This is a genomic window from Thioalkalivibrio sp. ALR17-21 (assembly GCF_000420185.1).
Lineage (GTDB): Bacteria > Pseudomonadota > Gammaproteobacteria > Ectothiorhodospirales > Ectothiorhodospiraceae > Thioalkalivibrio > Thioalkalivibrio halophilus.
Window position 1 is genome coordinate 1 of sequence record NZ_ATUL01000014.1, and the last position, 23,811, is coordinate 23,811.

Genomic DNA, 23,811 nt, shown 5'->3' on the forward strand with positions numbered 1-23,811 from the left:
GGCTGGCCTCCTGCGGGTCGAACCCTGCCCCCGGTAGGAGGCCGGCCCTCCGGCCGATTGTGCGTTCGGGCAATCTCCGGCGCCGGATCGGCCAGGGGGGCTGGCCTCCTGCGGCACCTTCCCCCGGGCCGCAGGAGGGTGCATTGCCACCGCGACGACACGCGCCGCGTGACCCTTCATGATGGGGGCTGGCCGAACGGAGTCCGGACCCGCGATGATCCCGCTGTGGTTCAAGCTGAGCTGGCTCGCCTTCCTCGCCGTGCTGGTACCGGTGTACCTGCAGGAATACGGGCCGCTGAATTTCCTCTGGCTGTCCTCCATCGCGCTGGTGGCCGGCTGCGCGGCCGCCTGGCTGGAAAACCGGCGTCTCGCCTCCATGCTGCTGGTCGCGGTCCTGCTGCCGGAGCTCGTCTGGGTCCTCGACCTGGTGCTCAGCCTGCTGCTGCTAGGCAATCCGGTCATCGGTGCCGTGCACTACATGTACAACACCGACATCCCGCTGCACGTGCGCCTGCTTTCCCTCTATCACCTGCCGTTGCCGTTCGCGCTGCTGTGGATGGTCTGGCGCCTGGGTTACGACGCGCAGGCCTGGAAGTGGTGGCTGCCGATTGGCTGGGGCGTTCTGCTGGCCAGCTACGCGGTCGCGGAGGAAGGGAGAAATCTCAACTGGGTTCTGGGCCCGCATGGCCAGCCACAGGAATGGGTCGCACCCGAGCTGTGGCTGGCGTTCGTGGTGCTGTTCTGCACCGTGATGTGGTGGCTCACCCACCGCCTGGTGCGGTGGCTGCACCGCCGGCGCTGAAACGAAAAAGGCCCGGCGGGGCCGGGCCTTCGGGGGAGGGCAGGGTCAGTCCGCCAGGCGCTTGTACTTGACCCGGTGCGGCTGGTCGGCCGCGGCGCCCAGGCGCTGGTGGCGGTCTTCCTCGTACTCCTGGTAGTTGCCTTCGAAGAACACCACGTTGCCGTCTTCCTCGAATGCGAGGATATGCGTGGCGATACGGTCGAGGAACCAGCGGTCGTGCGAGATCACGATGGCGGAGCCGGGGAAGTCCAGCAGGGCCTCTTCCAGCGCGCGCAGGGTCTCGACGTCGAGGTCGTTGGTGGGTTCGTCCAGCAGCAGGAAGTTGCCGCCGCTCTGCAGCAGCTTGGCGAGGTGCACGCGGTTGCGCTCCCCGCCGGAGAGCTCCTTCATGCGCTTCTGCTGGTCCTGGCCCTTGAAGTTGAAGCGGCCGCAATAGGCGCGTGACGGCATTTCGAAGTTGCCGACCCGGATGACGTCCTGACCGCCGGAGATCTCTTCCCACACGGTCTTCTCGTCTTCCAGCGCATCGCGGTTCTGGTCCACGTAGGCCAGCTGGACGGTCTCGCCGACGTCGACCGTGCCGTCGTCCGGCTGTTCCTGGCCCGAAATCATGCGGAACAGGGTGGTCTTGCCCACGCCGTTCGGGCCGATCACGCCGATCAGCGCACCGCGCGGCACGTTGAACGACAGGCCCTGGTAGAGCACGCGATCGCCGTAGTGCTTGGACAGGTTGTCCACCTCCAGCACCTTGTCGCCCAGACGCGGGCCCGGCGGGATGTAGATTTCCTTGGTCTCGGAACGCTTCTGGTAGTCGCTGGAGGCGATCTCCTCGAAGCGCTTCAGGCGGGCCTTGCTCTTGGCGCCGCGGCCCTTGGGATTGGAACGTACCCACTCGAGTTCGGCTTCCATCGCCTTCTGCCGCGCGGCCTCGGCCTTTTCTTCCTGCTTCAGGCGCTTTTCCTTCTGCTCCAGCCACTGCGAGTAGTTGCCCTGGAACGGGATGCCCTGGCCACGGTCGAGCTCGAGGATCCAGCCGGCCACGTTGTCGAGGAAGTAGCGGTCATGGGTGACTGCGACGACGGTGCCCTGGAACTCCTGCAGGAAGCGCTCCAGCCAGGCCACGGACTCGGCATCCAGGTGGTTGGTCGGCTCGTCGAGGATCAGCATGTCCGGGCTGGATAGCAGCAGCCGGCACAGGGCCACGCGGCGGCGCTCGCCGCCGGAGAGGTTGTTCACGTCGGCGTCCCACGGCGGCAGGCGCAGGGCGTCGGCCGCGACCTCGAGCTTGCGGTCCAGGTTGTGACCGTCGGCGGCCTCGATCTTCGCTTCCAGTTCGGCCTGCTTCGCGGCCAGGGCGTCGAAGTCGGCATCCGGCTCGGCATAGGCGGCATACACCTGGTCCAGTTCGGTCAGGGCCTCCTTTACCGAGGCAACCCCGTCTTCCACGTTGCCGCGCACGTCCTTTTCCGGATCGAGGTGCGGTTCCTGCGGCAGGTAGCCGATCTCGATGCCCGGCTGCGGCCGCGCCTCGCCGACGATCTCGGTGTCCACGCCGGCCATGATGCGCAGCAGGGTGGACTTGCCGGCCCCGTTGTAGCCCAGCACGCCGATCTTGGCGCCGGGGAAGAAGTTGAGGTTGATGTCCTTGAGGATGTACTTCTTCGGCGGGACGATCTTGCCCACGCCGTTCATCGTGTAGATGTACTGCGCCATGATGCTCCTGCGAAGCGTTTGTCGGGGTAATCAGGGCGTGCACTTTACCATTCCGGCCGGCGGGAAGCTTGGTGGTCGGCCTGCGGGCGGGGCGGTGGCTCGACAGCGCGATGACCGGCCCCGAAAATGACCCGATGATCACGTGGTGGCAGGGCCTGTTGCTGGTAGGGGCGGGGGGTGCGCTGGGCGGGCTGGCGCGCTTCTGGCTCGTGCAGTGGGTCGACAACCGTACCGGCGGCGGTCGGTTCCCCTGGGGGACGCTGGCGGTGAACGTCTCCGGTGCGCTGCTGATCGGCCTGGCGCTGGGCCGGGTGTCCGGGCCGGCCCTGACCTCCTGGCTCTGGTTGTTGCTGGTGGTGGGCGTGCTCGGCAGCTTCACCACGGTTTCGTCGTTCAGCCTGCAGGTGGTGGGCGTGGCGGAGCGTGACGGCCTGCGCCCGGCGGCGCTCTACATCCTGCTGACGCTGGCCGGCGGGCTGACGCTGGTTTCCCTGGGTTATGGTCTGGCTCGCGCGGCGGGCGGGGCGGCATGACGGGGTATGACGTCCGGCTGTCCGCGTTCGTCGCGCTGGGGGCCGCGCTGGGCAGCATGGCGCGTTACGGCCTGTCGTGGACCGGGCTGCACCTGGTGGGCACCGGGTTTCCCTGGGATACGCTCGCGGTGAACATCGCCGGGTCCTGGCTGATCGGGCTGTATGCGGTGATCAGTGCGCCGGAGGGCTGTCGCCCGGCCGACCCGGTGACCCGGCAGTTCGTGCTGGCCGGGTTCTGTGGCGGGTTCACCACCTTCTCGGTGTTCAGTCTGGAAAGCCTGTGGCTGATGCAGTCGGGCGATCCGTGGCGTGCCGCGCTGTACGTGGCCGTGTCGCTGGTGCTGTGGATCGCGGGGGTCTGGCTGGGCAGCCGCATGGGGCGGCGCTGGAACGCGGCCGCGGAACGGCGGGAACGCTGAGCTCCGGTGGGTGAGGCCCGTTCGGCGGCCAACCCCGTTCCGGGGCCCGCGGCGTGGCCCGGTCAACGGGCAGGCGGAAGGGGCGGGGGCTCGATGCCGGTCCGGGTCGGGCCTCCGTGTTCGATCCAGCCGTGGAGCATGCGCGGGGTGGTGGTGCCGGCCGCGCAGCGCCCTGCATGGTCGATCGCAATGGCCCCGCCGTAGCCGCCGATCCGTTCGTCCAGGTGCTGCAGGCTTGTGCTCAGGGCCTCGCGGGCGTCCAGACCGAGGTAGCGGATGCGGTCGGCCAGGTCCCTGGCGAAGACGCTGCGCAGGAAATCCTCGCCGTGCCCGGTGGCGGAGATGGCGGCGGTGGCATCGTCCGCGTACACGCCCGCGCCGGGGATGGGCGAGTCGCCGACCCGGCCCGAGCGCTGGCCGGTCATCCCGCCGGTGGAGGTGGCCGCGGCCAGATGGCCGTAGCGATCGCGCGCAACCGCGCCGATGGTCCCGGGCGCGGGTTCGTCATGATCCAGCGTGACCCGGCCCCGGCGCAGGGCGCGCTCCAGCTGTTCCCGCCGCTGCGGGGTGATCAGGGACTCCTCGTCCACCTGCGCCATCCCCATCTCGCGGGCGAAGGCGGCGGCACCGTCCGCGACCAGCAGTACGTGTTCCCCGTCTTCGAGGATCGCACGCGCCAGGCGGACCGGGTTGGCGATGCCGCGAACCGCCGCGACGGCCCCCGCAGCGAGAGCCGCGCCATCCATGATCGCGGCGTCCAGCTCCACGGACCCCTCGCGGGTCAGGGCGGCGCCGGTGCCGGCGTTGAACAGGGCATCGTCCTCGAGCCGCGCCGCGCAGTACTCCACGGTATCCAGGGCGCGTTCGCCCCGCGCCAGACGCTCTCGGCCGGCCTCCAGGATTGCGTGCAGCGCGGCGTGATACGCCTCGGCAGCCGCTGCGTCCTGCGCCTCGCGCAGCTCCCCGGCGCCGCCGTGGATCATCAGCGAGAAGTCCCCGGATGTCATCCGTTGTCCCGGGGCATGGCGCGGATTACTCCGGGGCCGCCTGGTCATTGCCCGGCTCGGCCCCGCTTCGGCCCTGACCGTGCGGGTCGAACCCGCGGCGGCGCAGGATGGTTTTCTCGATCTCGACCAGCACGAACAGGATCACGCCGAAGGCGAGGATGCGCAGCCATTCCTCGAGGCCGATGGCCGCGGTGCCGAACAGGAACTGCAGCGGCGGGGCGTAGGTGAACAGGCCCTGCAGCAGGATCAGCACGGCCACCGCGATCAGCACCGCGCGGCTGCCCAGCAGCCCGGCGCGGTTGAACACCGGTTCCAGGATGTAGCGGCTGTTGAACAGGAAGAACAGCTGCCCCATGACCAGGGTGTTGATCGCCACCGTGCGGGCGAAGTCGTCGGGGACGCCCTGGTGCTCCAGCCACAGGAAGTGGCCGAAGGTACCGGCGACCAGCAGCACGGAGACGAAGGCCACCCGCCACAGCAGGAATCCGGACAGCAGAGGCGTACCTGGCGGCCGGGGCCGGCGCTGCATGACCCCCGGTTCGGTGGGCTCGAAGGCCAGCGCGAGGGCGAGGGTCACGGCGGTGACCATGTTGACCCACAGCACCTGCACCGGGGTCAGGGGTAGGGTCAGTCCGAGCAGGATGGCGGCGACGATGGTGAAGGCCTGGCCGCCGTTGGTGGGCAGCAGGAACAGGATGGCCTTTTTCAGGTTGTCGTAGACCGTGCGGCCTTCCTCCACCGCGTTGGCGATGGAGGCGAAGTTATCGTCCGCCAGCACCATCTCGGAGGCCTCGCGCGAGGCCTCGGTGCCCTTGATCCCCATGGCCACGCCGACATCGGCGCGCTTGAGCGCGGGGGCGTCATTCACGCCGTCGCCGGTCATCGCGACCACCTGTCCGTTCGCCTGGATGGCGGTGACCAGGCGCAGCTTGTGTTCGGGCGTGGCGCGCGAGAACACGTCCACGTCGCGCACCTGCCGGCGCAGTTCCTCGTCGGACGCGGCCTGGATCTGCTGCCCTTCCATCGCGCCGCCACGGGCACGGATGCCCAGCTCGGCGGCGATGGCCTTCGCCGTCACCGCGTGATCGCCGGTGATCATCTTGACCCGGATGCCGGCTTCACGGCACTTGCGCACCGCCTCGATCGCCTCGTCGCGGGGCGGGTCAATGATGCCGAAGATCCCCACCAGGGTCAGCCGCTGGTCTTCCAGATCCGAGTCCTGCAGTGCGGTCTGGCTGGCGTCGGTGGAACGGATCGCCACCGCCAGCAGGCGCTGTCCGCCGCGCGCGATGGCGTCGATGCGTTCCCGCCAGGCGCGTTCATCCAGCGGGCGTTCACCCTCCGGCCCCAGCTCCTTGCCGCACATGGTCAGCAGCCTTTCCGGGGCACCCTTGACGAAGATGCAGCCGTTGCCATGGTGATCATGGTGCAGGCTGGCCATGTACTTGTAGGCGGAGTCGAAGGGGATGACGTCGGCACGGGGGTGTTCGGCGCGATGGGACGCCGGGTCCAGTCCGGCCTTGGCCGCCAGGGTCACCAGCGCGCCCTCGGTGGGCGCTCCCTCCATGAACCACTCGCCGTCGCGCTGGTGCAGTTCGGCGTCATTGCACAGGAGCCCGGCATGGATCGCGCGCGACAGCACCGCATCCTCCTGCGGGTCGATCTCGGCTTCGTCGCGCGAGAACCCCCCGTCCGGGGCGTATCCGGTGCCGGAGACCGAGGTCACGCTGGTGGTGGTCACGATGGTGCGTACCGTCATCTCGTTGCGCGTGAGGGTCCCGGTCTTGTCGGAGCAGATGGTCGTGACCGACCCGAGGGTTTCAACCGCGGGCAGGCGGCGGATGATGGCGTTGCGCATGGCCATGCGCTGCACGCCGATGGCCAGGGTGATGGTCATGATCGCCGGCAGGCCTTCGGGGATCGCGGCCACCGCCAGGCTGACCGCCGCCAGGAAGGTCTCCACCAGGGCGTAGTCCCGCACCCAGTAGCCGAAGGCGAAGGTGGCCCCCGCCAGACCCACGATGCCGACCGACAGCCAGCGGCCGAACTGCGCGATCTGGGCCAGCAGCGGCGTGGTCAGCTTCTCGACCTCGCCCAGCATGGTGGTGATATGCCCGATCTCGGTGCGTTCGGCGGTGGCCACCACCACGCCGCGGCCCTGCCCGTAGGCGACCATCGTCCCGGAGAAGGCCATGTTGCGGCGATCGCCGAGGTCCGAGTTTTCCGGGCCGGGCTTGGTCTCCTTGTCTGCCGGCAGGGACTCGCCGGTCAGCACGGCCTCGTCGACGCGCAGGTTGTGCACGGAGAACAGGCGCAGATCCGCCGGCACGCGATCGCCCGCGTTCAGCAGCACGATATCGCCCGGGACCAGCTCCTCGGCGGGGATGGTACGCCGCTGGCCGTCGCGCAGGACCACCGCCTGGGGCGAGAGCATGTCGCGGATGGCATCCAGCGCCTTTTCCGCCTTGCCCTCCTGCACGAAACCGATGATGGCGTTGATCAGGACCACGCCCAGGATCACCCAGGTGTCCAGCCAGTGATCCAGCAGCGCAGTGCCCACCGCCGCCGCGATCAGGATATAAATCAGGACGTTGTGGAACTGGAGGAGGAAGCGCTTGAGCGGTCCGGCCTGCTCCGCTTCGGGCAGGCGATTGGGACCGTGGTCCTGCAGCCGCTCGCCGGCCTGGTCCTGCGACAGCCCGTGGTCCGTGTGGCTCTTCAGTTCGTCGGCGACGTCCCGCGCTTCGCGGGCATGCCAGTTCGAGGGCGACTGCTCCGGCTGGTCTTCCAATGCACTTCCCCTGTATGACCCGTATCTGACCCGGCTCTCATCCTGCCGCGGCGCGGGCGGGATGTCACCCGTGCCGGGCCGGCCGGTTCAGCGGAAGTGGCGGACCAGTTCGAGCCCGAGATACCCCCCGGAGTCGCCGCCGTCGCGGATCTGCTTGTGCCCTGTCTTCACGATCATGTCGAGGCCGGGGCGGACCTCGCGCATCTGCAGGGCCAGTCCGTGATGGACGGCGTCGTAGTCGCGATCGCCGTGCACCAGGAGTTCGGGCCCCAGGTAGAAGCGGCTGTCTCCCAGGCGGCGCATGGCCCGGCCGCGCGTCCAGTAGGCACGGTCGGCGGGGGTGACGCTGACCCCGCCGGTGAGGATCCAGCGGTTGTCGATGATGCGGCCGGCGTCCATGTCGAGCACGGCGCGCAGCCGTCCGCCGACCACGTTGCTGGAGTCCGGCTCGGGATCCAGGCGGGTGTGGTTGTAGGTCACCCCGGCGTAGGTGCTGAGCCAGCCATCCTGTACCGGGAACTGGTAGCCCAGTGCCGCCGAGGCCCCGGTGGCCCGGCCTTTCACGGTGGTGTCGTTGTCGGGGTATTCGTACTGCGAATAGTCGACGCGGTAGCGCTGGGCCCAGCCGTGTCCGAGTTCGCCGTCGTTGGGGATGATGGCCGTGGTATAGGCGTAGCCGCCGTCGAACAGGCCCTCGACCCCGGCCAGACCCAGCCAGTCGGCATGGACCGGCACGGCCAGGGCGAGCAGCGGCACGCTCAGGGCAGCCGCCCGGATCAGGCCGAGGCGGCGATGGTGTCGGCGGGTTGCGGACATGATGTCGCTTCCTTTTGCAGGTGAAGTCGATAGAGGTGGACGGGGCCATCGGCGGTGGCCAGCAGACGGGAATCGCCGACGCTGGCGTGCAGTACACGGGTTCCCGACTGGTAGGGGCGTGTATGGATCTCGACATGGCCCCCCGCGATCAACGGCCGGTTGACCAGCAGGTAAGGCGGGATGTCTTCCGGGGTTTCCACGGTCACCACGCCATAGAAGATCTCGTCATCGTATTGCACCGGAAAGCGGCATTCACAGGCGCTCCAGTAGCGGATGGAAGCCAGATGCCGGCCGAAGGCGACGGCGGGCGAGATCTCGGCGTCCGGGTGTTCCTTGCCGCATTCGGCCAGTCGCATCAGGGGGGTGCGTGACTGTTCGCTGTAGCCCCGGACGTGCCACTGCAGGTCGTTGCCGTGCAGGAAGGTTTCCAGACGTTCTTCCACCGGGGACTCGAGTTCGGCGAACTGCAGTCCGTGAATCCGGCTGTAGTGTTCCCCGTCGGGCGCCGTCTCGTTGTGCGAAAAGCGGACGGTCGCGCGGATCGGAAGGGGGCCTCCGGGCAGATGCAGGGAGCATTCCAGGGGTGATTCGGGATCGCTGCCCGAAGGCAGTGCCCCGTAGGCGCGGCATCCGGTCGGGGACAGGTCGTCCACCGTCAGCAGGCGTGGCGCCTCTCCGGGTAGCGTCACGCTCATGGCCACCGGCACGGGAAAGCGGTATTCGGCGCGGCGGTAGCTTGCATTGCGCGCGGTGTAGCGGAACAGCGAGATCGCGATGGCGATCAGCAGCCCCGCCCACAGCACGTTGGCGATCAGGGCATCCCGCGGCAGATGCTCGTACTGGAAAAACAGCGCGATGCCGGCCGGGATCGCCAGGGCATTGAAGGCCAGAAGGAACCACTGCACCCGCAGGGGTTGCGGCCGTCCGTCCTGTTCCGGGAGACGGCTCTTGTGGGTCACCCGGAAGGTGAGATGGCGCCGGAACAGACCCAGTGTGGCGCGGGCGAAGATCGCGAAGCGGGCAAAGTTGTACTGCTCGATGATGGTGGTGCGACCGTACCCGCGGGTCAGTTCCTCGAAGGCCCAGAAACTCAGCAACATGTACGGGATGAAGATGATCAGGAATTCGGTGACGGACACGCTGATCGGCAGGATCCCGGTTACCAGGACGACCGCGGGTATGGCGTAGAAGATCGCCCGTTGCCAGCCGTCGAAGTAGGTGAGCATGCTGGCGAAGTAGTTCAGGCGCTGAATCCAGGTCAGGCCCGGGTTGGTCAGTACCCGTTCCCGACGCCACACCTGCATCGCGCCCTGACCCCAGCGCAGGCGCTGCTTGAGAAAGCCTTCCGGGTCGATGGCGGCGATGCCGAAGGCCAGCGGTTCCGCGTGGTACACGGAACGATAGCCACGTTCATGCAGGCGGATGGAGGTATGCAGGTCCTCGGTCACCGTGCCGGTGGCGAAACCGCCGATGTCGTCCAGACAGCTGCGCCGGCTGATGGCGCAGCTGCCGCAGAAAAAGGCCGCGTTCCAGTGGTCCTTGCCACGCAGGATCACGCGGAAGAACAGCGACTGTTCGGTCCACAGCTGCTTGCGATCCGGGTCCAGCCGGTGCTGGTAGGAATCCAGGTTGTAGAAGTCCTGCGGAGTCTGGACGAAGGCGAGTTCGGGATCTTTGAAGTAGCCCAGGGTGTTGGTGAGGAAGTGGCGATGCGGTGCGTGGTCAGCGTCGAAGATCGCGACAAAGTCGCCCTGCGCGTGGGCCAGGGCGTTGTTCAGGTTGCCGGCCTTGGCATCCTCGCCATTCTCGCGCGCCAGGTAGTGACAGCCCAGGCGATCGGCCAGGGCCTTCATCGCCGGCCGGTTGCCGTCGTCCAGCAGCCAGGTCTCGTGGGGATAATCCATGCGCACGCAGGCCAGCAGCGTCCGCCGCACAACCGACTCGGGTTCGTTGTAGGTGGGGACGAACACGTCCACCCCGAGCCCTTCCGGCGCGGGTGGTGGCGTGCGCACGCTCAGGCGCCAGTTCATGATCACGTGCATGACCATGGTCAGTACGCCATAGATCTCGGCGCCGTAGACCAGCCAGGAGAAGGCCAGGGCTTCGGGGTTCAGGGTGGTGAAGCGCCAGACCAGGTAAAAGGCGGCAACCGCCAGGTAGAACAGGATCAGGCCCCGCTGAGGGAAGGTCAGCGGTTCAAAGTCCGGAGTTCGATGCACGATGTGTCTCGATGCTGTCGGAAGGCGTGCGATCGTTGACAGCGAACGACCACCCTGGTCGTTCGCGCAACCGGCGCCGGATGTCCAACAGCCCTGCATCGGCGCCGATTTCGCGGGAATATCCCGGGGGAACTCCTTTCTGGAGTATGTAAGTTTTTTCGACGGCGTCAATGTCCCGCGGGCGAAAACCCGAGGAATATTCGCGGCCCCCTCGGGGTCTCTCAAGAGAACGCCCCCGAACCGATTCCACCGCTGGAGAATGCCCTCATGCGCATTGCACCCCTGACCCTGACGGCCGTGGCCCTCGCTGCCAGCTTCAGCCTTTCCGCTGCGGCAGCCGAACGCATCACCCTGGAACACGATGGCGTCAACATGGTGGGCCATCTCGCCGAAGGCAGCGGTGCCGCCCCGGAAGACGGCGTGGTGCTGATGCTCCACGGCACCCTGGCGCACGGGCGGATGGAGGTGATGTCGGCCGTGCAGGATCTGCTGGCCGAGCAGCACGGCCTGAACACCCTGTCGGTGAACCTGAGCTTCGGGATCGACGAACGCGAGGGGATGTTCGACTGCGATGCCCCGGTGACCCACGGCCCCGAGGAACACCTGGACGAGCTGGCCGCCTGGCAGGGCTGGCTGGAAGACCAGGGCTACGGCCCGGTGACCCTGATGGGGCATTCCCGTGGCGGTAACCAGATCGCGCGCTATCTGACCGAACGCGAGCCGGACAACGTGGCCGGTCTCGCGCTGCTGGCGCCGGCCACCTTTGACGCGGAAGCAAACGCTGCCGAATTCTACGAACAGACGGGCACCTCGCTGGACGAGGCCCTGACGGCTGCGCGCGAACGGGCCGAAGCCGATGAAGGCATGCTGGAGGACCACCGCTTTCTCTACTGCGAGGCCCTGGAGGTCGCGCCGCAGGCATTCCTCGGGTATTACGAGCCGGGATCGCGGCACGACACCCCCAGCGTGCTCGACGGCATCATCACGCCCACCCGGGTGATCATTGGCGAGGCCGACGAGACGGTACCCGACCTGCCCGAGCGCATGGCGGCGCTGGAGGACGACAGCCATATCCGCGTGGATACCGTGCCCGGGGCCGGGCACTTCTTCCGCGACTTCTTCGCCGACGACGCGGCGGACCTGATCGGGGAATTCGTCCGCCGCTGATGCGTTCGCCATCCCGGGTGGTTCGGGTCAGGGCGTGAACGCCATGGCCGCGTACAGGCCCAGTAACGACAGGCCGAACAGAAACGCCAGACGTCCCCAGCGGGTCATACGTCGTTCGGCCCATTCCAGCTCGTGCCGGGTGATCCTTTGCGCCCGGCGCAACCGGGCCCGCAGGCGCGGGTGCAGGCGGATCTCGCGCAGTGGACTGACCCGGGCATGCAGGCCCTGCGCTGCATGGATCAGCGCATTCGCCAGGATCGCCACGTCCCCTTCCGGGACGTGACGGGCCATCCATTCGCGCAGAACCACGATCCCCAGTGCGCTCAGGACCAGCCCCGCCAGGATGGGCCACAACAGGGAAACAGCCGCGAGCCCGGGTAGCGGTACCGCGGGCGAGGCCAGGGCCGTCAGTGTGGCTACTGCGGGCAGGACCAGGGACATCGCCGCAAGCAGCGCCCAGGGCAGCCAGCGCCCCGTTGGAATCGGGCGTGCCGCCAGTGCCAGATCCTGGCGCAGGCGCCACAGGAAACGCAGCACCAGCAGGGTAGTCCCGATGGCCGCCAGGGTCAGCAGGGTGTAGACCAGCCCCGTGCCGTCCCCGGTCAGCGGGGCCTTCAGGAGGTTCTTGGCGAGCGCCCCGCTGGTGAACGGCAGCCCGGCGAGCGAGAAGCCCGGCAGGGCGATCAGGCCGACTACCGCGTAGCGGCGCCAGCGCGAACGTGGGAGCTGGCCGGCGATATCCACCGCGAGAAACAGCGAGCCCTTGGCCAGGCCGTGATGCAGGGCGTAGATAGCCACGGCGAACAGCAGCGGTTCGCGCATCGCGGGCAGCAGCAGCGCGAGCCCGACCCCGGTGGTCATCAGGCCCATCTGGCTGATCGACGAATAGGCCAGGATGGTCTTGGGCCGCGCCTGGAGCAGCCCCGCCAGTGCGCCCAGGAACGCCGCCGCCAGCCCCAGGGCGACCAGCACCTCGCCGAGCACGGCATGGCCCGTGGCATCCAGCGGCAGCAGGCGCATCCAGCCCAGCAGCCCGGCCTTGATCATGGCTCCTGAAAGCACCGCGCTGGCGGGTATCGGTGCGGCAGGATGGGCCAGTGGCAGCCAGAAGTGCACCCCGAGCATGCCGGCCTTGATGCCCAGTCCCAGCACCAGCAGCACCATCGCCGCGCCCTCGGGCCGTGCCACGGCGATGGCCGCCAGCGTGGTCTCGCCGCCCGCCTGGTGGATGGCGAGCATAAGACCAGCGAACAGTGCGACCTCGCCGAACACCGACAGCACCAGATACAGCCGTGCGGCCATCCAGGCCTCGGTGCTGCGCTTGTGCACCACCAGGCCCCAGGCCGACAGGCTCATCAGGGAGAAGAACAGGTAGAACGAGGCCGCGTCCTGCGCCAGGATCAGGCCCAGGTTGCCCGCCATCGACAGCAGGAAGAACACGAAGAATCGCCGCCGCGCGGGATCGTCCGCGCGTTCGTGCAGCGCGTGCAGCCCGGCGGCCAGCCACAGGCCGGCGGTCAGGACGAGGAAGATCCGGCCGAGCGGGTCCAGCCCGAGCTCGACTCCGGTCATCAGCCATGGCAGCGAGGCCTGCTTGCCCTCCGGGCCCAGCGCGGCCAGCAGCAGGGCAGGCAGCGCCGCCCAGGGCACCAGACGCAGCGGCGCGTGTCCCGGCCGCAGTGACAGCGCCGCGGCCAGCAGCAGCGGAAGCAGCGGCACCCCGAGCAGGATGAACGCGTTCATGGCGTCACCCCCGTGCCGTTGTCCATGTCACCGCCCGGCACCAGCACGTAGCCGCGTTCCACGATCCGTTCCACCCAGCCCAGCGGGCTCAGCTCCAGCCCGGCCAGCAGGCCCGGCAGCAGTGCCAGCACGGCCACGAACAGGGTCGGGAACAGCAACATCCAGTGGCTCTCGAAGCGCGTCTTGTGCGCTGGTGGCCGGGTCACCTCCGGTTCGGCCATCCATCCGGCGATGATGGGCGGCAGGAAATACGCCGCGTTGAGGAGGCTGCTCAGCGCCAGCACGCCGAGGATCCAGACCGCATCCCCCTCCAGCGCGCCCAGCCCCAGGTACCACTTGGAGATGAACCCGGCCAGCGGCGGCAGCCCGATCATGCCCAGCCCGCCGACCGTGAACGCGGCCATGGTCAGCGGCATGCGCCGGCCGACCCCGCGCATCTCGCGGATCTCGTGGATGCCCAGGGTTTCGGCGAAGTTGCCGGCACAGAAGAACAGCGTGATCTTGGTCAGGCCCTGGTGCACCAGATGCACCAGTCCGCCGACCACCCCGAGTGGCCCGGCCAGTGCCAGGCCCAGGGCGATGTAAGACACCTGGCTGACGGTGGAGAAGGCCAGGCGCTGCTTGATGTCGTGGGCACGCAGGGCCTGGATGGAGCCGTAGAGGATAGTCAGCGCGGCCAGCACCAGCAGCACGTCGGTCAGATGCAGGGTCGCGGCCAGCTCCAGGCCGAACACGTCGTTGAACGTGCGCACGAGACCGAAGGCCCCGGCCTTGACCACCGCCACCGCGTGCAGCAGGGCGCTGACCGGGGCCGGCGCGACCATCGCCCGCGGCAGCCAGGAATGCAGCGGGATCAGCGCGGCCTTCACCGCAAAGCCGGCAATCAGGGCCAGACCGATGACCTGCAGAAGGCCATGCGTGTCCGGCGACAGATGCCGGAGGTACCCTCCCGACTCGAATGGCTGCGAACCCGCCAGCAGGTTCAGCGCGATCACCGCGACCAGCAGCACCAGCCCGCTGGTGATGGTGTAGGCGAGATACAGCCGTCCCGCGCGCAGCGCCTCCGGTGTGCCGCGGTGGACCACCAGTGGCCAGGTGGCCAGGGTCAGGATCTCGTAGAAGATCACGAAGGTGATCAGGTTGCCCGACAGGGCGATGCCGACCGTCGCGCTCACGCACAGCGAGAAAAACCCGAAGAAGCGGCTGCGCCGCGGCGACCCCTCCAGATAGCCGATCGCATACAGAGTGGTCACGAACCACAGGATCGAGGACAGGGTCGCGAACAGCAGTGACAGGGCATCGGCGGCGAGCACGAAGTCCACGCCCGGCAGCAGCGTCAGGCCGAACTCGAAGGTCTCGCCCCGCTGCACCCCGAGGAGCAGCATCCCCACCAGTACGAGCTTGATCCCCGCCGCGCTCAGGTTCAGCAGGGTGCGCAGCCCGTGGCGTTCTTCCGGCAGGAAGAAGATCAGCAGTCCCGGTACCAGCGAGCTGGCGAGGATCGCGAGCAGGAGCAGGCCGCCGTCGACGTTCATGACACCCCCGCCGTGTGCTCCAGCAGGTGCATCAGCGGTGCCCCGGCCAGGCCCATGGCCGCCGCGCCCGCGGCCAGTGCCAGTGGCATCCATTCCATGCCGGCGGAGACCGGGACGCCGGGATCACGCTCACCGCGGGCGAAAGCCGGTGCCACCATGCGCAGGATGTACGCAGTGGCCAGCAGGGAACCCAGCGCGACCATGATCACCCACAGCGACGTCCAGGCCTGCATGACCGGCGGGGCATCCGCTGCGCCGTGCATCCCCGCCTCCAGCAGCAGATATTTGGCCAGAAAGCCGCCGGTCAGTGGCAGTCCCATGAGCGAGATGCCGCCCAGGCCCAGGGCGAACACCGTGCGTCCGCGCGCCCGCAGCACCGGTCCCAGGGCATTCATGCGGTCGTGTCCCGCAGCCTTCTGGAGCGTGCCGGCGCCCATCAGCACCGCGGCCTTGGCCAGGCCGTGGGCGAAGGCGAAGAACACCACCACCGGCCAGGCCGCCGGCTGCAGGATCAGGATGGGGAAGGCCAGCGCGATGTAGCCCATCTGCGCCACCGTGGAGTAGGCCGCGACGATCTTGAGCCGGGGCGCGCGCAGCGCCTGGAGCGAGCCCCAGACGAGGGCCGCGCTGCCCAGCAGTCCCAGCAGCACGGCCAGCGCGGGGGTGCCCAGCGGCGCGAAGATCAGCAGCCACAGCCGCAGGATCAGGTAGAACATCGCCGCCACCACCATGCCCGACAGCATGCCGCTGACCGGCGCCGGCGCGCTGGCATGCGCGGTGGCCAGCCATACGTGCAGCGGGAATACTGCCGCCTTCATCAGCAGTCCGCCCAGCATCAGCGCGGCGGCCATGCGTTCGGTGGGGCCGTCTCCGGCCAGCGCGCCCAGCAGGGTCAGGTCCAGCACGCCGAACTCCCCGTACAGCAGCGCGGCACCCAGCAGGAACGACAGCGAGCCGAGCAGGTTGATCAGCAGATAGCGCATCGCGCCGGTGACCGCGTCGGTATCGCCGGTGAGGGCCACCAGCGCCACCGCGGACAGGCTGGCGATCTCCAGGGTGATGTACAGGTTGAAGGCATCGCCCGATAGCACCAGCAGGTTGAGCCCGCCCCACAGCCACAGCCACAGCGGCCAGAACTGTCGCTGTTCGGCGCTCCCGCGGATATAGCCGCGGGCGTACAGGCTGCCCGCCAGCGCCACCAGCGCATTGAGCAGCAGCATCGCCAGTGTCAGGCCGTCGAGATGCAGGGTGACTCCCAGCGGTGCCTCCCAGCCACCCAGCCCCACCCGCACCGCGGGTGCGTCCATCCCCGGCGCGGCATCGAGGAACAGCCCGATGGTCGCCAGTAGCCCGAGGATCGACAGCGACAGGCCCAGCAGGCCGATGCGCCGGGCCTGCCACGGCCAGGCGGAAGCCAGCAGCGGCAGCCCCAGGGACACCGCGGCCAGGGCCCCGGTCGCGAACACCAGGGACTCGGGGATGGTGGCGCTCACGGGTCTTCGGGGCGATTGCCGCGGTGGGTTCTCAGCGGCCCGGGCAGCAGCACTGCATGGCCGGTCAGGCGTGCCAGATGCACCGTCAGCGCGAGGGCGAACGCGGTCGCGCTCACCGCCACCACGATCCCGGTGAGCGTCAGCGCCTGGGCCACCGGATCCGGCGGGGCATCGCTACGCGCGGCGATGCCCAGGAACACCATGAACACCCCGGAGCCCATTATGTTCACTGCCAGGATGCGCAGGATCAGGTGACGCCGGCGGATCAGTCCGTGCAGGCCCAGCGAGAACAGCGCGGCGCCGCCGAAGGGGTACAGCGTGCCGGGATCCAGGGATTCGATCATGTATCCTCCCGCGGCGAGCGTCCGCCGATGAACAGGGCGACCAGGGTCAGCGCGATGGATAATGTCGCGCCGGTCTCGATGATCAGGATCAGGGGGTAGGCCAGATCGCGCGGCCAGGTCAGCAGCGCAGGACCGGCGAACAGCCCCCACAAGCCGAGGGCGAGGAACAGCAGCGCCCCGGCCGTCACGCCGATGCGCAGCAGCCGCGGGTCCGGGTCGGGCAGCGAGTGCGGACGCGCGAGGCTCATCAGTATCCCCGCTGCGCCCAGCACCGCGCCGGCCTGAAAGGCGCCGCCCGGGGCATGGCTCCCGGCCCACAGCAGATATACCCCCGTGACGATGGCCACCGGCAGCAGCAGGCGTACCGCCCCCGGCAGGACCGGACCCGGCGCCGGGCGCGCGGGCAGCGCGTCATGGCGCCCCAGCGACCAGGCGCCCAGTCCGGCCAGCAGGACCATGGCCAGTTCCAGCAGGGTGTCCCAGGCGCGGAAGTTCAGCAGCACCGCGGTGATGCCGTGGTCCACCCCGGACACGTCCATGCGATCGGCCACCGCGGGCTGCAGTCCGGGGCCGTGGTCCTGCGTGGCCAGCGTTGCCATCAGCAGCAGGGCCAGTCCGCCACTCACCGCGACCGCGCTCCAGCGTCCGCGTGCCGGGGTCGGGGCACAGCTCAGCGCGACATTGCCGGCACCCGGGTCGCGGGCGTCGCGGGTCTCCGCATCCGCGTTGTCCGTGTCGGGCGCCACCGGATCCGGGGGCGGGCTCGGGCCCGCGTCCCCGCGGTGCGGGTTCATGATGTGCTTCAGGCGTTCCAGCGTGACCAGCAGCAGCGCCCCGGTGATGCCGGCCCCGATGGCCGCTTCGGCCAGCGCGATGTCCGGGGCCTCGAGCCGGACCCAGGCGATCGCCAGCAGCAGGCCGAAGGTGATGAACAGCACCACCGCGCGGAACAGGTCGGTGCTGGCCAGACAGCGCCAGGCCACCCCCAGAAGGCCGGCCAGCAGGACGACGTCGAAGGCCAGCAGCGCTGCGTTCATTCGCGCCGCTCGAACTCGCCGTGGGTCCAGGTGCGCTGGGCGACCATGTGCGCCGCGGTGGCCCCGGCGGCCAGCACCAGCACCCAGATCAGCACCAGCTTGAGGATCATTGCCGGCCCGTCGGCCTGCAGCATCAGCCCCAGCACCACCAGGCCCAGGCCGAGGTTGTCGGCCTTGGTGAGCGCATGCAGGCGGGTATAGACATCGGGAAAGCGCAGCAGCCCCAGGGTGCCGGCGGCGAAGAACACGAGCCCCGCGAGGACCAGCACGGCGGTCAGCAGATCAGCGATCATGCGTCTTCTCCGTCGGGTTATGCCCCGGGTCGTGCGGGTCTTCTTCTACCGGGTTTTCGTGCATCGGCGTGCCCGCCGGCTCCGGCAGCCCGTGCTGGCGCACGAACGCGACGGCCGCCACCACCGCCAGCAGCGCGAACACCAGCGCCACGTCCACCAGCGCCGGCTGGTCCAGGGCAAAGCCGAGCAGCAGCAGGATGCCGACCCCCGAGGTGCCGAACAGCTGGGCAGTGAGCATCCGATCACCTGAGCCCGGGCCACGCAGCACGCGGATCAGCCCGAACAGGATGGTCAGCAGCAGGAACCCGGCGGCGGTGACCAGCAGCAGGTTCATCGGGCGCTCCCCGGAGGGTCAGAGTCGAGCCCGTAGAGCCGTGCGATGCGCCGCTCGAGTTCCATCAGCGTGGCTGCATTGTCGCTGCGGCCGTCCAGCACGTGCAGGGTCATGCGGCGGCCCTCCAGGCGGACCGCCAGGGTGCCCGGCAGCAGGCTGAGCATGGACATGAACAGGGTCAACGGCGGTCCGTGCGGCAGGCGCACATAATATGGCTCGAACGCGGGGGCCAGCGGCAGGCGCGGATGCACGGCCCGCCAGGCCACATCGATCCCGCCGAGCACGGAAGTGCGCAGGAAGAACCCGAGCAGGCCGGGCAGGGCGGTCGGGTTCAGGCGCAGGGCGCGCCCCGCGGGCAGCGCGAGCACGGCACCCCCGGTCAGGGCGATGGCCAGCCAGGCGAACGGATGCGCCAGCGCCGTGCCCCCGGCCAGCACCGCCCACAGCGCGGCCGCGGCAAGCATCGCCAGCAGCGCACGCAGCCACCCGGGCCGGCGGGCGCGCCGTACGGGCGGGTTCGAACTGGACTGGCGCGTGTCGTTCACGCCGTCATTGTAACGGCGCAGGGCGGCACCGCCAGAAGGTCGTCTCAGAGCCGATTACTGGCCGCAGTGAAGCCCATCAGGGAGACGTCAAAGACCAGCACCTGTTCCGACTGCAGCGGGCGGAAGCCCACGTTGAGTTCGCGGCCCCCGCGCAGTTCACCCAGCATCTCGTCGGTCAGCTCGGTGGCCGCCACGCAGCCCTGCTGGATGCAGGTGACGAAGCCGGCATTGCGTTCTTCGCCCTCGTCGACCTGCATGACGATGCCCGGACGCAGATCCACGCCCAGCGGCAGCAGCAGTTCCATCACGTGTCGGTCACCTTCGCTCCGTACCGTGGTCTGCAGATAGGGCCCCTGCTGGCCCTGGTTTTCCACCTGGAGGGTCTGCTGCATCTGGCAGAACTCGCTGCCGTCATCCAGCTCCCAGCAAAGGCTTTCCCAGTCCTGGTGGGTCGTCACCTCCGGTTCCTGCTGTACCGGCTGCGGCGCCTGGGCCGGTGCCTGGCCCGGCGCCGGGGCCGGCTGCTGGGCCTGCTGCCCCGAGGCGATGGTCGGCGCCAGTGCTACCAGCGCGCCGAGCATCACCGCAGGGCGAAGAACGGCGAAGAACGAAGGAAGCGATGGATGGTTCATGCAGTGCTCCTGGTCCGTGTCGGTCGGCAACCCCATAGCATAGCGCCCCGACGCCCCGATCGCAGGTGGTTGCGTGAGTTCACCGTCAGATGCCGGCCCCGGATGCCCCTGACCGTCGGCAAAGGAAACGCGCGAGGGTGAACCAGATGATGGCCCCCGGCAGAAGGGCGAGCAGCACCCAGACGGCGGCGATGGGTCCGAACAGGTTGGGAGCCTGCATCATCATCGACATCAGGGAATCTTCGTAATAGAAAAACCAGGGGTTGTCGGCCGGGAATATCACCTCGTGCAGCCCGTAGAACACCCGCACCGGGCCGATCAGAAGGATCACCGCGGTGCCGGTGACGAGAACGCCCCCGGTGACGGCGGCGATGCGGATTCCGGAGGGCGGTCGGGCATGTCGCCACCCCGCATGGGCTGCCAGTAGCAGGAAAGTGACGGTGCCGGCCACCCCGGCGATATTCAGGGCGTTGACCAGCCGCGCGACGTCCTCCAGGTGGACGATCTCGGGGGGTGTCAGAAGAGGGGCAACGGCGCGGCCGTCGGGGAGGTGGTAGGTCAGTTCTTCAAGTCCCGCGCCATTGCGATGGATGGCATCGACGATGGCGCCGAACAGGCGCTCCCGTTCGGCGCGGTCGGTGTGGTGAAAGCCGGGCCTGTGGTGGTTCTCGGGTCCGTAAGTCGCGATGGTCTCGTCGATCTCGAGTACGTCGTACCAGACGCCGTAGCCAAAATCGACGGACGCGAGCGCGTGCCAGGACAGGAACAGCGCGGCGACCGCGAGGCCGACGAGCATGGCGGCCCATCGCAGCGCCTCGATGACGCCGGTGAGCCGACCGGACCAGCGCCGGCTGGCGGGGGCCGGATCGTGCGGCTCTCGGGGGCGCTCCGGGCTCATTCCACGGCGAGGGTCATGGAGCCGGCCAGCACCAGGGCGACGAGCTCGGCCTGGCGATGGGTGTCGGTCTTCTGGAACAGGTTGCGCAGGTGGAAGGTGACGGTGGTATTCGACACGTCCATGCGCCGGGCGATGTCGGCGGTGCGCCAGCCGTCGGCCAGGGCCAGGGCGATGCGGGCCTCGGTGGGGGTCAGGTCGAACAGGCGGGCCAGGACGTCTTCCGGCAGGCGGGCGCGCCGTTCGGGGTCGGACAGGAGGATCACGGCCGCGGGTTCCTCCTCCCCGGCCTCCCACCCGGCCTGATCGCCGCTCCCGGGCAGGGGATAGATCATGGCCAGGAGCTCGCGCCGGTGGCCGTCGCGCGGCAGGCGCATGCACTCAATGGCGTCATCGGCGGCCGGTTCTTCGGCGAGGACCCGGCGCAGGGCCTCGCGCAGGCGCCGGTCGTCCTCGGAGTGTACCGGCTCCGGCGGGCGTCCTTCCTGCAAGGTCAGCGCGTCGCCGGCCATGCGCCGCGCCGCGCGATTGGCCAGCAGCACACGGTTGCCGTGGTCGAGCAGGACGACCCCGGGAGCGACCGGATCCAGGGCGCGCGCCGCGAACTCCAGGCTGCGGCGTCCCTGATCCCGGCTCTGGCCGAGTCCACCGAGGGTACGGCGCAGTTCGGCGAACTCGTCCTCTTTCTTCTGGCGCATGCGCCGCACCTGGCGCAGGCGGGCCTCCACGGTCGCCAGCAGCAGGTCGAAGTCCACCGGCTTGACCAGATAGTCGTCGGCGCCCGCGCGCTTGCCATCGACCACCTCGCGCGGGTTGGACAGCGCGGTGAGGAACACGAACGGGGTGTCCGCCAGTTCCGGGCCGCGTTCGCGCACCGCGGCCAGCAGTTCGTAGCCGTTCATGCCCGGCATGTTGATGTCGCACAGGATCAGATCGGGGTGTACGGCGTCGATCTGCTCCAGGGCCTCGTCGCCGTGCGCCGCCTCGATGGCGACATGACCCGCCTCGCTCAGTTCCTCGCAGATGTCCCGGCGCAGCAGGGCTTCATCCTCGGCGCAGAGGATGCGTGCGGCCGGGACGGCGGCATCATTCGGTGTACTGTGGTTCATCCGGATCCTGTCCTCGCGGGAGTTCCAGCGTGAATGTAGACCCTTCCCCTTCGCGGGAACGGACGGTCAGGTCGCCGCCCTGGGTGCGCGCGAGCTGGCGGGCGATGCCCAGGCCCAGACCGATGCCGGTATGGCGGGCGGCATTGCGGGCACGGAAGAAGCGGTCGAACAACCGCGCCTGGTCTTCCTCGGGGATGCCGATCCCGTGGTCCGTGACGTGGCAGGTGATCTTCTCCGGTTCGGCGCGCAGCTCAACCTCGATGGACGCGGTCTCGGGCGAGTATTTTCCCGCATTCGACAGCAGGTTGGCGAGGATCTGCTCGACCAGCGCGCGATCACAGCGCGCCATGACCGGTCCATCCGGGGTGACGCTCAGATGCACCGGATTGTCCGGGGTGATCTGCTGCTGGGTCTCGATGGCCTGTTCCACCAGCGGGCGCAGGTCGCAGGGCGTGGTCGCGGCGGCGACATGACCGCCCTCCAGGCGTGCGGAGGTGAGGGCGTTTTCGATCAGCCGCGTCATGTGGGCGACGGTGTCGCGCAGCTGGCGGTAGCGCGTTCGGCGGCTCTCGCCGTCCATGTCCTCGCCGCGACGCAGCAGGCGCTGCAGCCCCGAATCGATGATCGCCAGCGGGGTGCGGAACTGGTGCGAGGCCATGGCCGCAAAGCTGCGGTAGAACTCGCTGACGCCGCGTTCGCGCTCCAGCGAATGCTCGAGGCTGCGCGCGGCATCCTTGTAGCTGGTGATGTCGGCCAGGCGCAGTACCTGGCCACCGTCATCGGTGCGGCGCAGGGTCATCTGGACCCAGCCGCGACCGGGGACTTCCAGGTCGTACTGCGCACCGTCGTCCGCGGTGATGTCGGCCGGGTCGCCGTGTTCGGTGTCCGGCCGGGTGACGGCGCGGATGCTCTCGAGCAGGGCCTCCAGCGTCTGCCCCTCGTCCAGGGCCCCGTCGGGCAGCGGCAGCAGGCTGGCGAACTGCGGGTTGACCAGGATCAGGCGGTCATCGGAATCGAATGCGGCAAAGCCGTCGGGCGCGGTGTCGATGGCGTCCACCACGCGGCGGCGTTCGGCTTCCAGGTCGCGGGTGCGGTTGCGGACCTCGATCTCCAGCCGGTCACGGTGTGCGGCCAGCGCCTCCTGTGCGTGGCGCCGCTGCCGCAGGGCATTCATCAGGAGGGCGGTCAGCAGGATCCCGGTGACCAGGATGCCGATCATCATCACGATGGCCTGGATCAGGCTGGCGCGGTGTTGATCCAGGCGTTCCCCCGTGCTCTCCCATTCCTCGATCATCACCGCGTTGGCGATCCGGTTGAGTGCCGACATCAGGGGCTTGACTTCGGCATGGATCGCGTGGGCCGCCTCGACGTTGTCGGGGGCGACGTCGTCGATCATCGGCTCGATGCGCTCCAGCCGCTCGAAGGTACCGTCCAGTGTTTCTTCCAGCCCGATGTCCTTGACGTAGCGCCGCTGTGGCCCGGCATCCAGCAGGACCAGGCGGCTGGTGAGCACGTCGTAACGCAGGCCGGGTCGGGCATCCGCGTCCCCCAGGGTCCGTCGGTGGACTTCCTCGTCCAGACGGTGACTGGCGACCTGCGCCTGGGCGGTGACCCACAGCATGTTCTCGTCCACATTGCTGCGCATGTCCTGCTCCACGTCGTGCAGGCGCATCAGCGACACCGTCAGGAAGATCGCGAAGGTAAGGACCGCGAGCACCGGCAGCACATACGTCGAGACGCGGCGCAGGCTGGGGACGGCCGAGGGATCCGGGGCACGGCCCCGCTCGGGTGCGGGCTCGCGGGCCGGGCGCGCGATCATCGCACCTCCAGGTGCTCCAGCTGCCAGACCCAGCGGTAGTCGTAGCGGATGTCGTCCAGCTCCGCGTGATCGTCCCGCGGGTAGACGATCCACAGCGGACCCTTGTCGCGCGGGGTCAGGGCCTCGCCATCCCGGGTATGCGCGACGACCACGTCATAGTCGTGGAAGTCCTCCATCGGGATGTCGACGATGTAGTCGTTCAGGGCCGTGGCCACCACCTCGTCACCCTCCGCACCGAGAGCCCCCAGCAGGTCGCGCATCAAAAAGCCCTCGAAGTGGTTGACCCCGTCGGTGACCACCGTGGAGGTCTCCAGCTCCACATGCGGAAGACGGTCCAGCATCGTCCGGTCCAGCAGGGCCCGGTCTCCGTCGTTCGCATGTTCGATGGCCCCATCGACCCGCAGAATCACCTCGCCCTCGGGGGCGTCCATGGGGTCGAAGCCGGCGTCGGAATCGCCGGGTTCGGCAGCCGCGGCACTGAGGGGCAGGAACAGGAACATGGCCACCAGGGCGGATGTGAGACGCGCGGGTGAGCGGAACGGGTGAATTCGGGTGACGGACATGA

Annotated in this window: 22 protein-coding genes; 4 read left to right on the plus strand and 18 right to left on the minus strand. The window is 68.9% G+C overall.

Annotated elements, in window-relative coordinates; genetic code table 11:
* Positions 1–214: 214 nt before the first annotated feature.
* Entirely contained in the window at positions 215–802 is a 588-nt protein-coding gene (locus G020_RS0108640; RefSeq protein WP_018947957.1) for a hypothetical protein, read from the plus strand.
* 45 nt (positions 803–847) lie between these two features.
* On the opposite strand, the gene ettA is transcribed toward G020_RS0108640, so the two are convergent.
* Positions 848–2,515, minus strand: coding sequence for an energy-dependent translational throttle protein EttA (gene ettA / locus G020_RS0108645; RefSeq protein WP_024329326.1), 1,668 nt, complete (start codon positions 2,513–2,515; stop codon positions 848–850).
* A 110-nt stretch (positions 2,516–2,625) separates the two neighbouring features.
* Between ettA and G020_RS0108650 the strand changes: the two genes are divergently transcribed.
* Positions 2,626–3,048, plus strand: a complete 423-nt coding sequence (locus G020_RS0108650) for a CrcB family protein (RefSeq protein WP_024329327.1) — start codon at positions 2,626–2,628, stop codon at positions 3,046–3,048.
* Entirely contained in the window at positions 3,045–3,467 is a 423-nt protein-coding gene (gene crcB / locus G020_RS0108655; RefSeq protein ID WP_024329328.1) for a fluoride efflux transporter CrcB, read from the plus strand. Before G020_RS0108650 ends, crcB begins: the two co-directional genes overlap by 4 nt.
* A 62-nt stretch (positions 3,468–3,529) precedes the next feature.
* On the opposite strand, the gene G020_RS0108660 is transcribed toward crcB, so the two are convergent.
* From G020_RS0108660 to G020_RS0108675, 4 genes are all read right to left on the minus strand, one after another.
* A complete protein-coding gene (locus tag G020_RS0108660) occupies positions 3,530–4,474 on the minus strand; it encodes an isoaspartyl peptidase/L-asparaginase family protein (RefSeq protein WP_024329329.1) in 945 nt (314 codons plus the stop codon).
* Between the two features lie 25 nt (positions 4,475–4,499).
* Entirely contained in the window at positions 4,500–7,265 is a 2,766-nt protein-coding gene (locus G020_RS0108665) for a cation-transporting P-type ATPase (protein WP_024329330.1), read from the minus strand.
* Between the two features lie 87 nt (positions 7,266–7,352).
* On the minus strand, positions 7,353–8,081 hold the full coding sequence (gene bcsS, locus G020_RS0108670) for a cellulose biosynthesis protein BcsS (RefSeq protein ID WP_024329331.1): 729 nt from the start codon (positions 8,079–8,081) through the stop codon (positions 7,353–7,355).
* Positions 8,042–10,300 (minus strand): glycosyltransferase, encoded by a 2,259-nt coding sequence (locus tag G020_RS0108675; RefSeq protein WP_018945566.1) that lies wholly within the window; start codon positions 10,298–10,300, stop codon positions 8,042–8,044. Before G020_RS0108675 ends, bcsS begins: the two co-directional genes overlap by 40 nt.
* Before the next feature lie 267 nt (positions 10,301–10,567).
* Here G020_RS0108675 and G020_RS0108680 point away from each other — a divergent pair, with 267 nt between their 5' ends.
* Complete coding sequence (locus G020_RS0108680) at positions 10,568–11,467, plus strand: alpha/beta fold hydrolase (RefSeq protein ID WP_024329332.1); 900 nt, start codon at positions 10,568–10,570, stop codon at positions 11,465–11,467.
* 27 nt (positions 11,468–11,494) lie between these two features.
* Here G020_RS0108680 and G020_RS0108685 read toward each other — a convergent pair whose 3' ends face one another.
* The 13 genes from G020_RS0108685 to G020_RS0108745 form a co-directional block, all read right to left on the minus strand.
* Complete coding sequence (locus tag G020_RS0108685) at positions 11,495–13,210, minus strand: complex I subunit 5 family protein (RefSeq protein ID WP_024329333.1); 1,716 nt, start codon at positions 13,208–13,210, stop codon at positions 11,495–11,497.
* Positions 13,207–14,745: a complex I subunit 5 family protein gene (locus tag G020_RS0108690; protein WP_024329334.1), complete on the minus strand. Its 1,539-nt coding sequence runs from the start codon at positions 14,743–14,745 to the stop codon at positions 13,207–13,209. Before G020_RS0108690 ends, G020_RS0108685 begins: the two co-directional genes overlap by 4 nt.
* Positions 14,742–16,238 (minus strand): complex I subunit 5 family protein, encoded by a 1,497-nt coding sequence (locus tag G020_RS0108695; RefSeq protein WP_024329335.1) that lies wholly within the window; start codon positions 16,236–16,238, stop codon positions 14,742–14,744. The genes G020_RS0108690 and G020_RS0108695 overlap by 4 nt, the downstream gene beginning before the upstream one ends.
* The gene (locus tag G020_RS0108700) at positions 16,235–16,582 is read right to left on the minus strand and encodes an NADH-quinone oxidoreductase subunit K (protein ID WP_024329336.1); all 348 of its coding nucleotides are present in this window, start codon (positions 16,580–16,582) and stop codon (positions 16,235–16,237) included. The genes G020_RS0108695 and G020_RS0108700 overlap by 4 nt, the downstream gene beginning before the upstream one ends.
* On the minus strand, positions 16,579–17,619 hold the full coding sequence (locus tag G020_RS0108705; RefSeq protein ID WP_024329337.1) for a hydrogenase subunit MbhD domain-containing protein: 1,041 nt from the start codon (positions 17,617–17,619) through the stop codon (positions 16,579–16,581). The genes G020_RS0108700 and G020_RS0108705 overlap by 4 nt, the downstream gene beginning before the upstream one ends.
* Positions 17,616–17,912, minus strand: coding sequence for a monovalent cation/H(+) antiporter subunit G (gene mnhG / locus G020_RS0108710; RefSeq protein ID WP_019569896.1), 297 nt, complete (start codon positions 17,910–17,912; stop codon positions 17,616–17,618). The genes G020_RS0108705 and mnhG overlap by 4 nt, the downstream gene beginning before the upstream one ends.
* Entirely contained in the window at positions 17,902–18,246 is a 345-nt protein-coding gene (locus tag G020_RS0108715) for a monovalent cation/H+ antiporter complex subunit F (protein WP_024329338.1), read from the minus strand. Before G020_RS0108715 ends, mnhG begins: the two co-directional genes overlap by 11 nt.
* Positions 18,243–18,791, minus strand: coding sequence for a Na+/H+ antiporter subunit E (locus G020_RS0108720; protein WP_024329339.1), 549 nt, complete (start codon positions 18,789–18,791; stop codon positions 18,243–18,245). Before G020_RS0108720 ends, G020_RS0108715 begins: the two co-directional genes overlap by 4 nt.
* A gap of 44 nt (positions 18,792–18,835) precedes the next feature.
* Complete coding sequence (locus G020_RS0108725; RefSeq protein WP_018945576.1) at positions 18,836–19,423, minus strand: invasion associated locus B family protein; 588 nt, start codon at positions 19,421–19,423, stop codon at positions 18,836–18,838.
* Between the two features lie 85 nt (positions 19,424–19,508).
* Positions 19,509–20,321 carry a DUF1461 domain-containing protein gene (locus G020_RS0108730; RefSeq protein ID WP_024329340.1) on the minus strand — a complete coding sequence of 271 codons (813 nt, stop codon included), beginning with the start codon at positions 20,319–20,321 and terminating at the stop codon, positions 19,509–19,511.
* A complete protein-coding gene (locus G020_RS0108735) occupies positions 20,318–21,427 on the minus strand; it encodes a response regulator (RefSeq protein ID WP_024329341.1) in 1,110 nt (369 codons plus the stop codon). The genes G020_RS0108730 and G020_RS0108735 overlap by 4 nt, the downstream gene beginning before the upstream one ends.
* Positions 21,405–23,246 (minus strand): PAS domain-containing sensor histidine kinase, encoded by a 1,842-nt coding sequence (locus tag G020_RS0108740; RefSeq protein ID WP_024329342.1) that lies wholly within the window; start codon positions 23,244–23,246, stop codon positions 21,405–21,407. Before G020_RS0108740 ends, G020_RS0108735 begins: the two co-directional genes overlap by 23 nt.
* Entirely contained in the window at positions 23,243–23,809 is a 567-nt protein-coding gene (locus tag G020_RS0108745; RefSeq protein ID WP_024329343.1) for a molybdopterin-dependent oxidoreductase, read from the minus strand. The genes G020_RS0108740 and G020_RS0108745 overlap by 4 nt, the downstream gene beginning before the upstream one ends.
* Positions 23,810–23,811 lie beyond the last annotated feature (2 nt).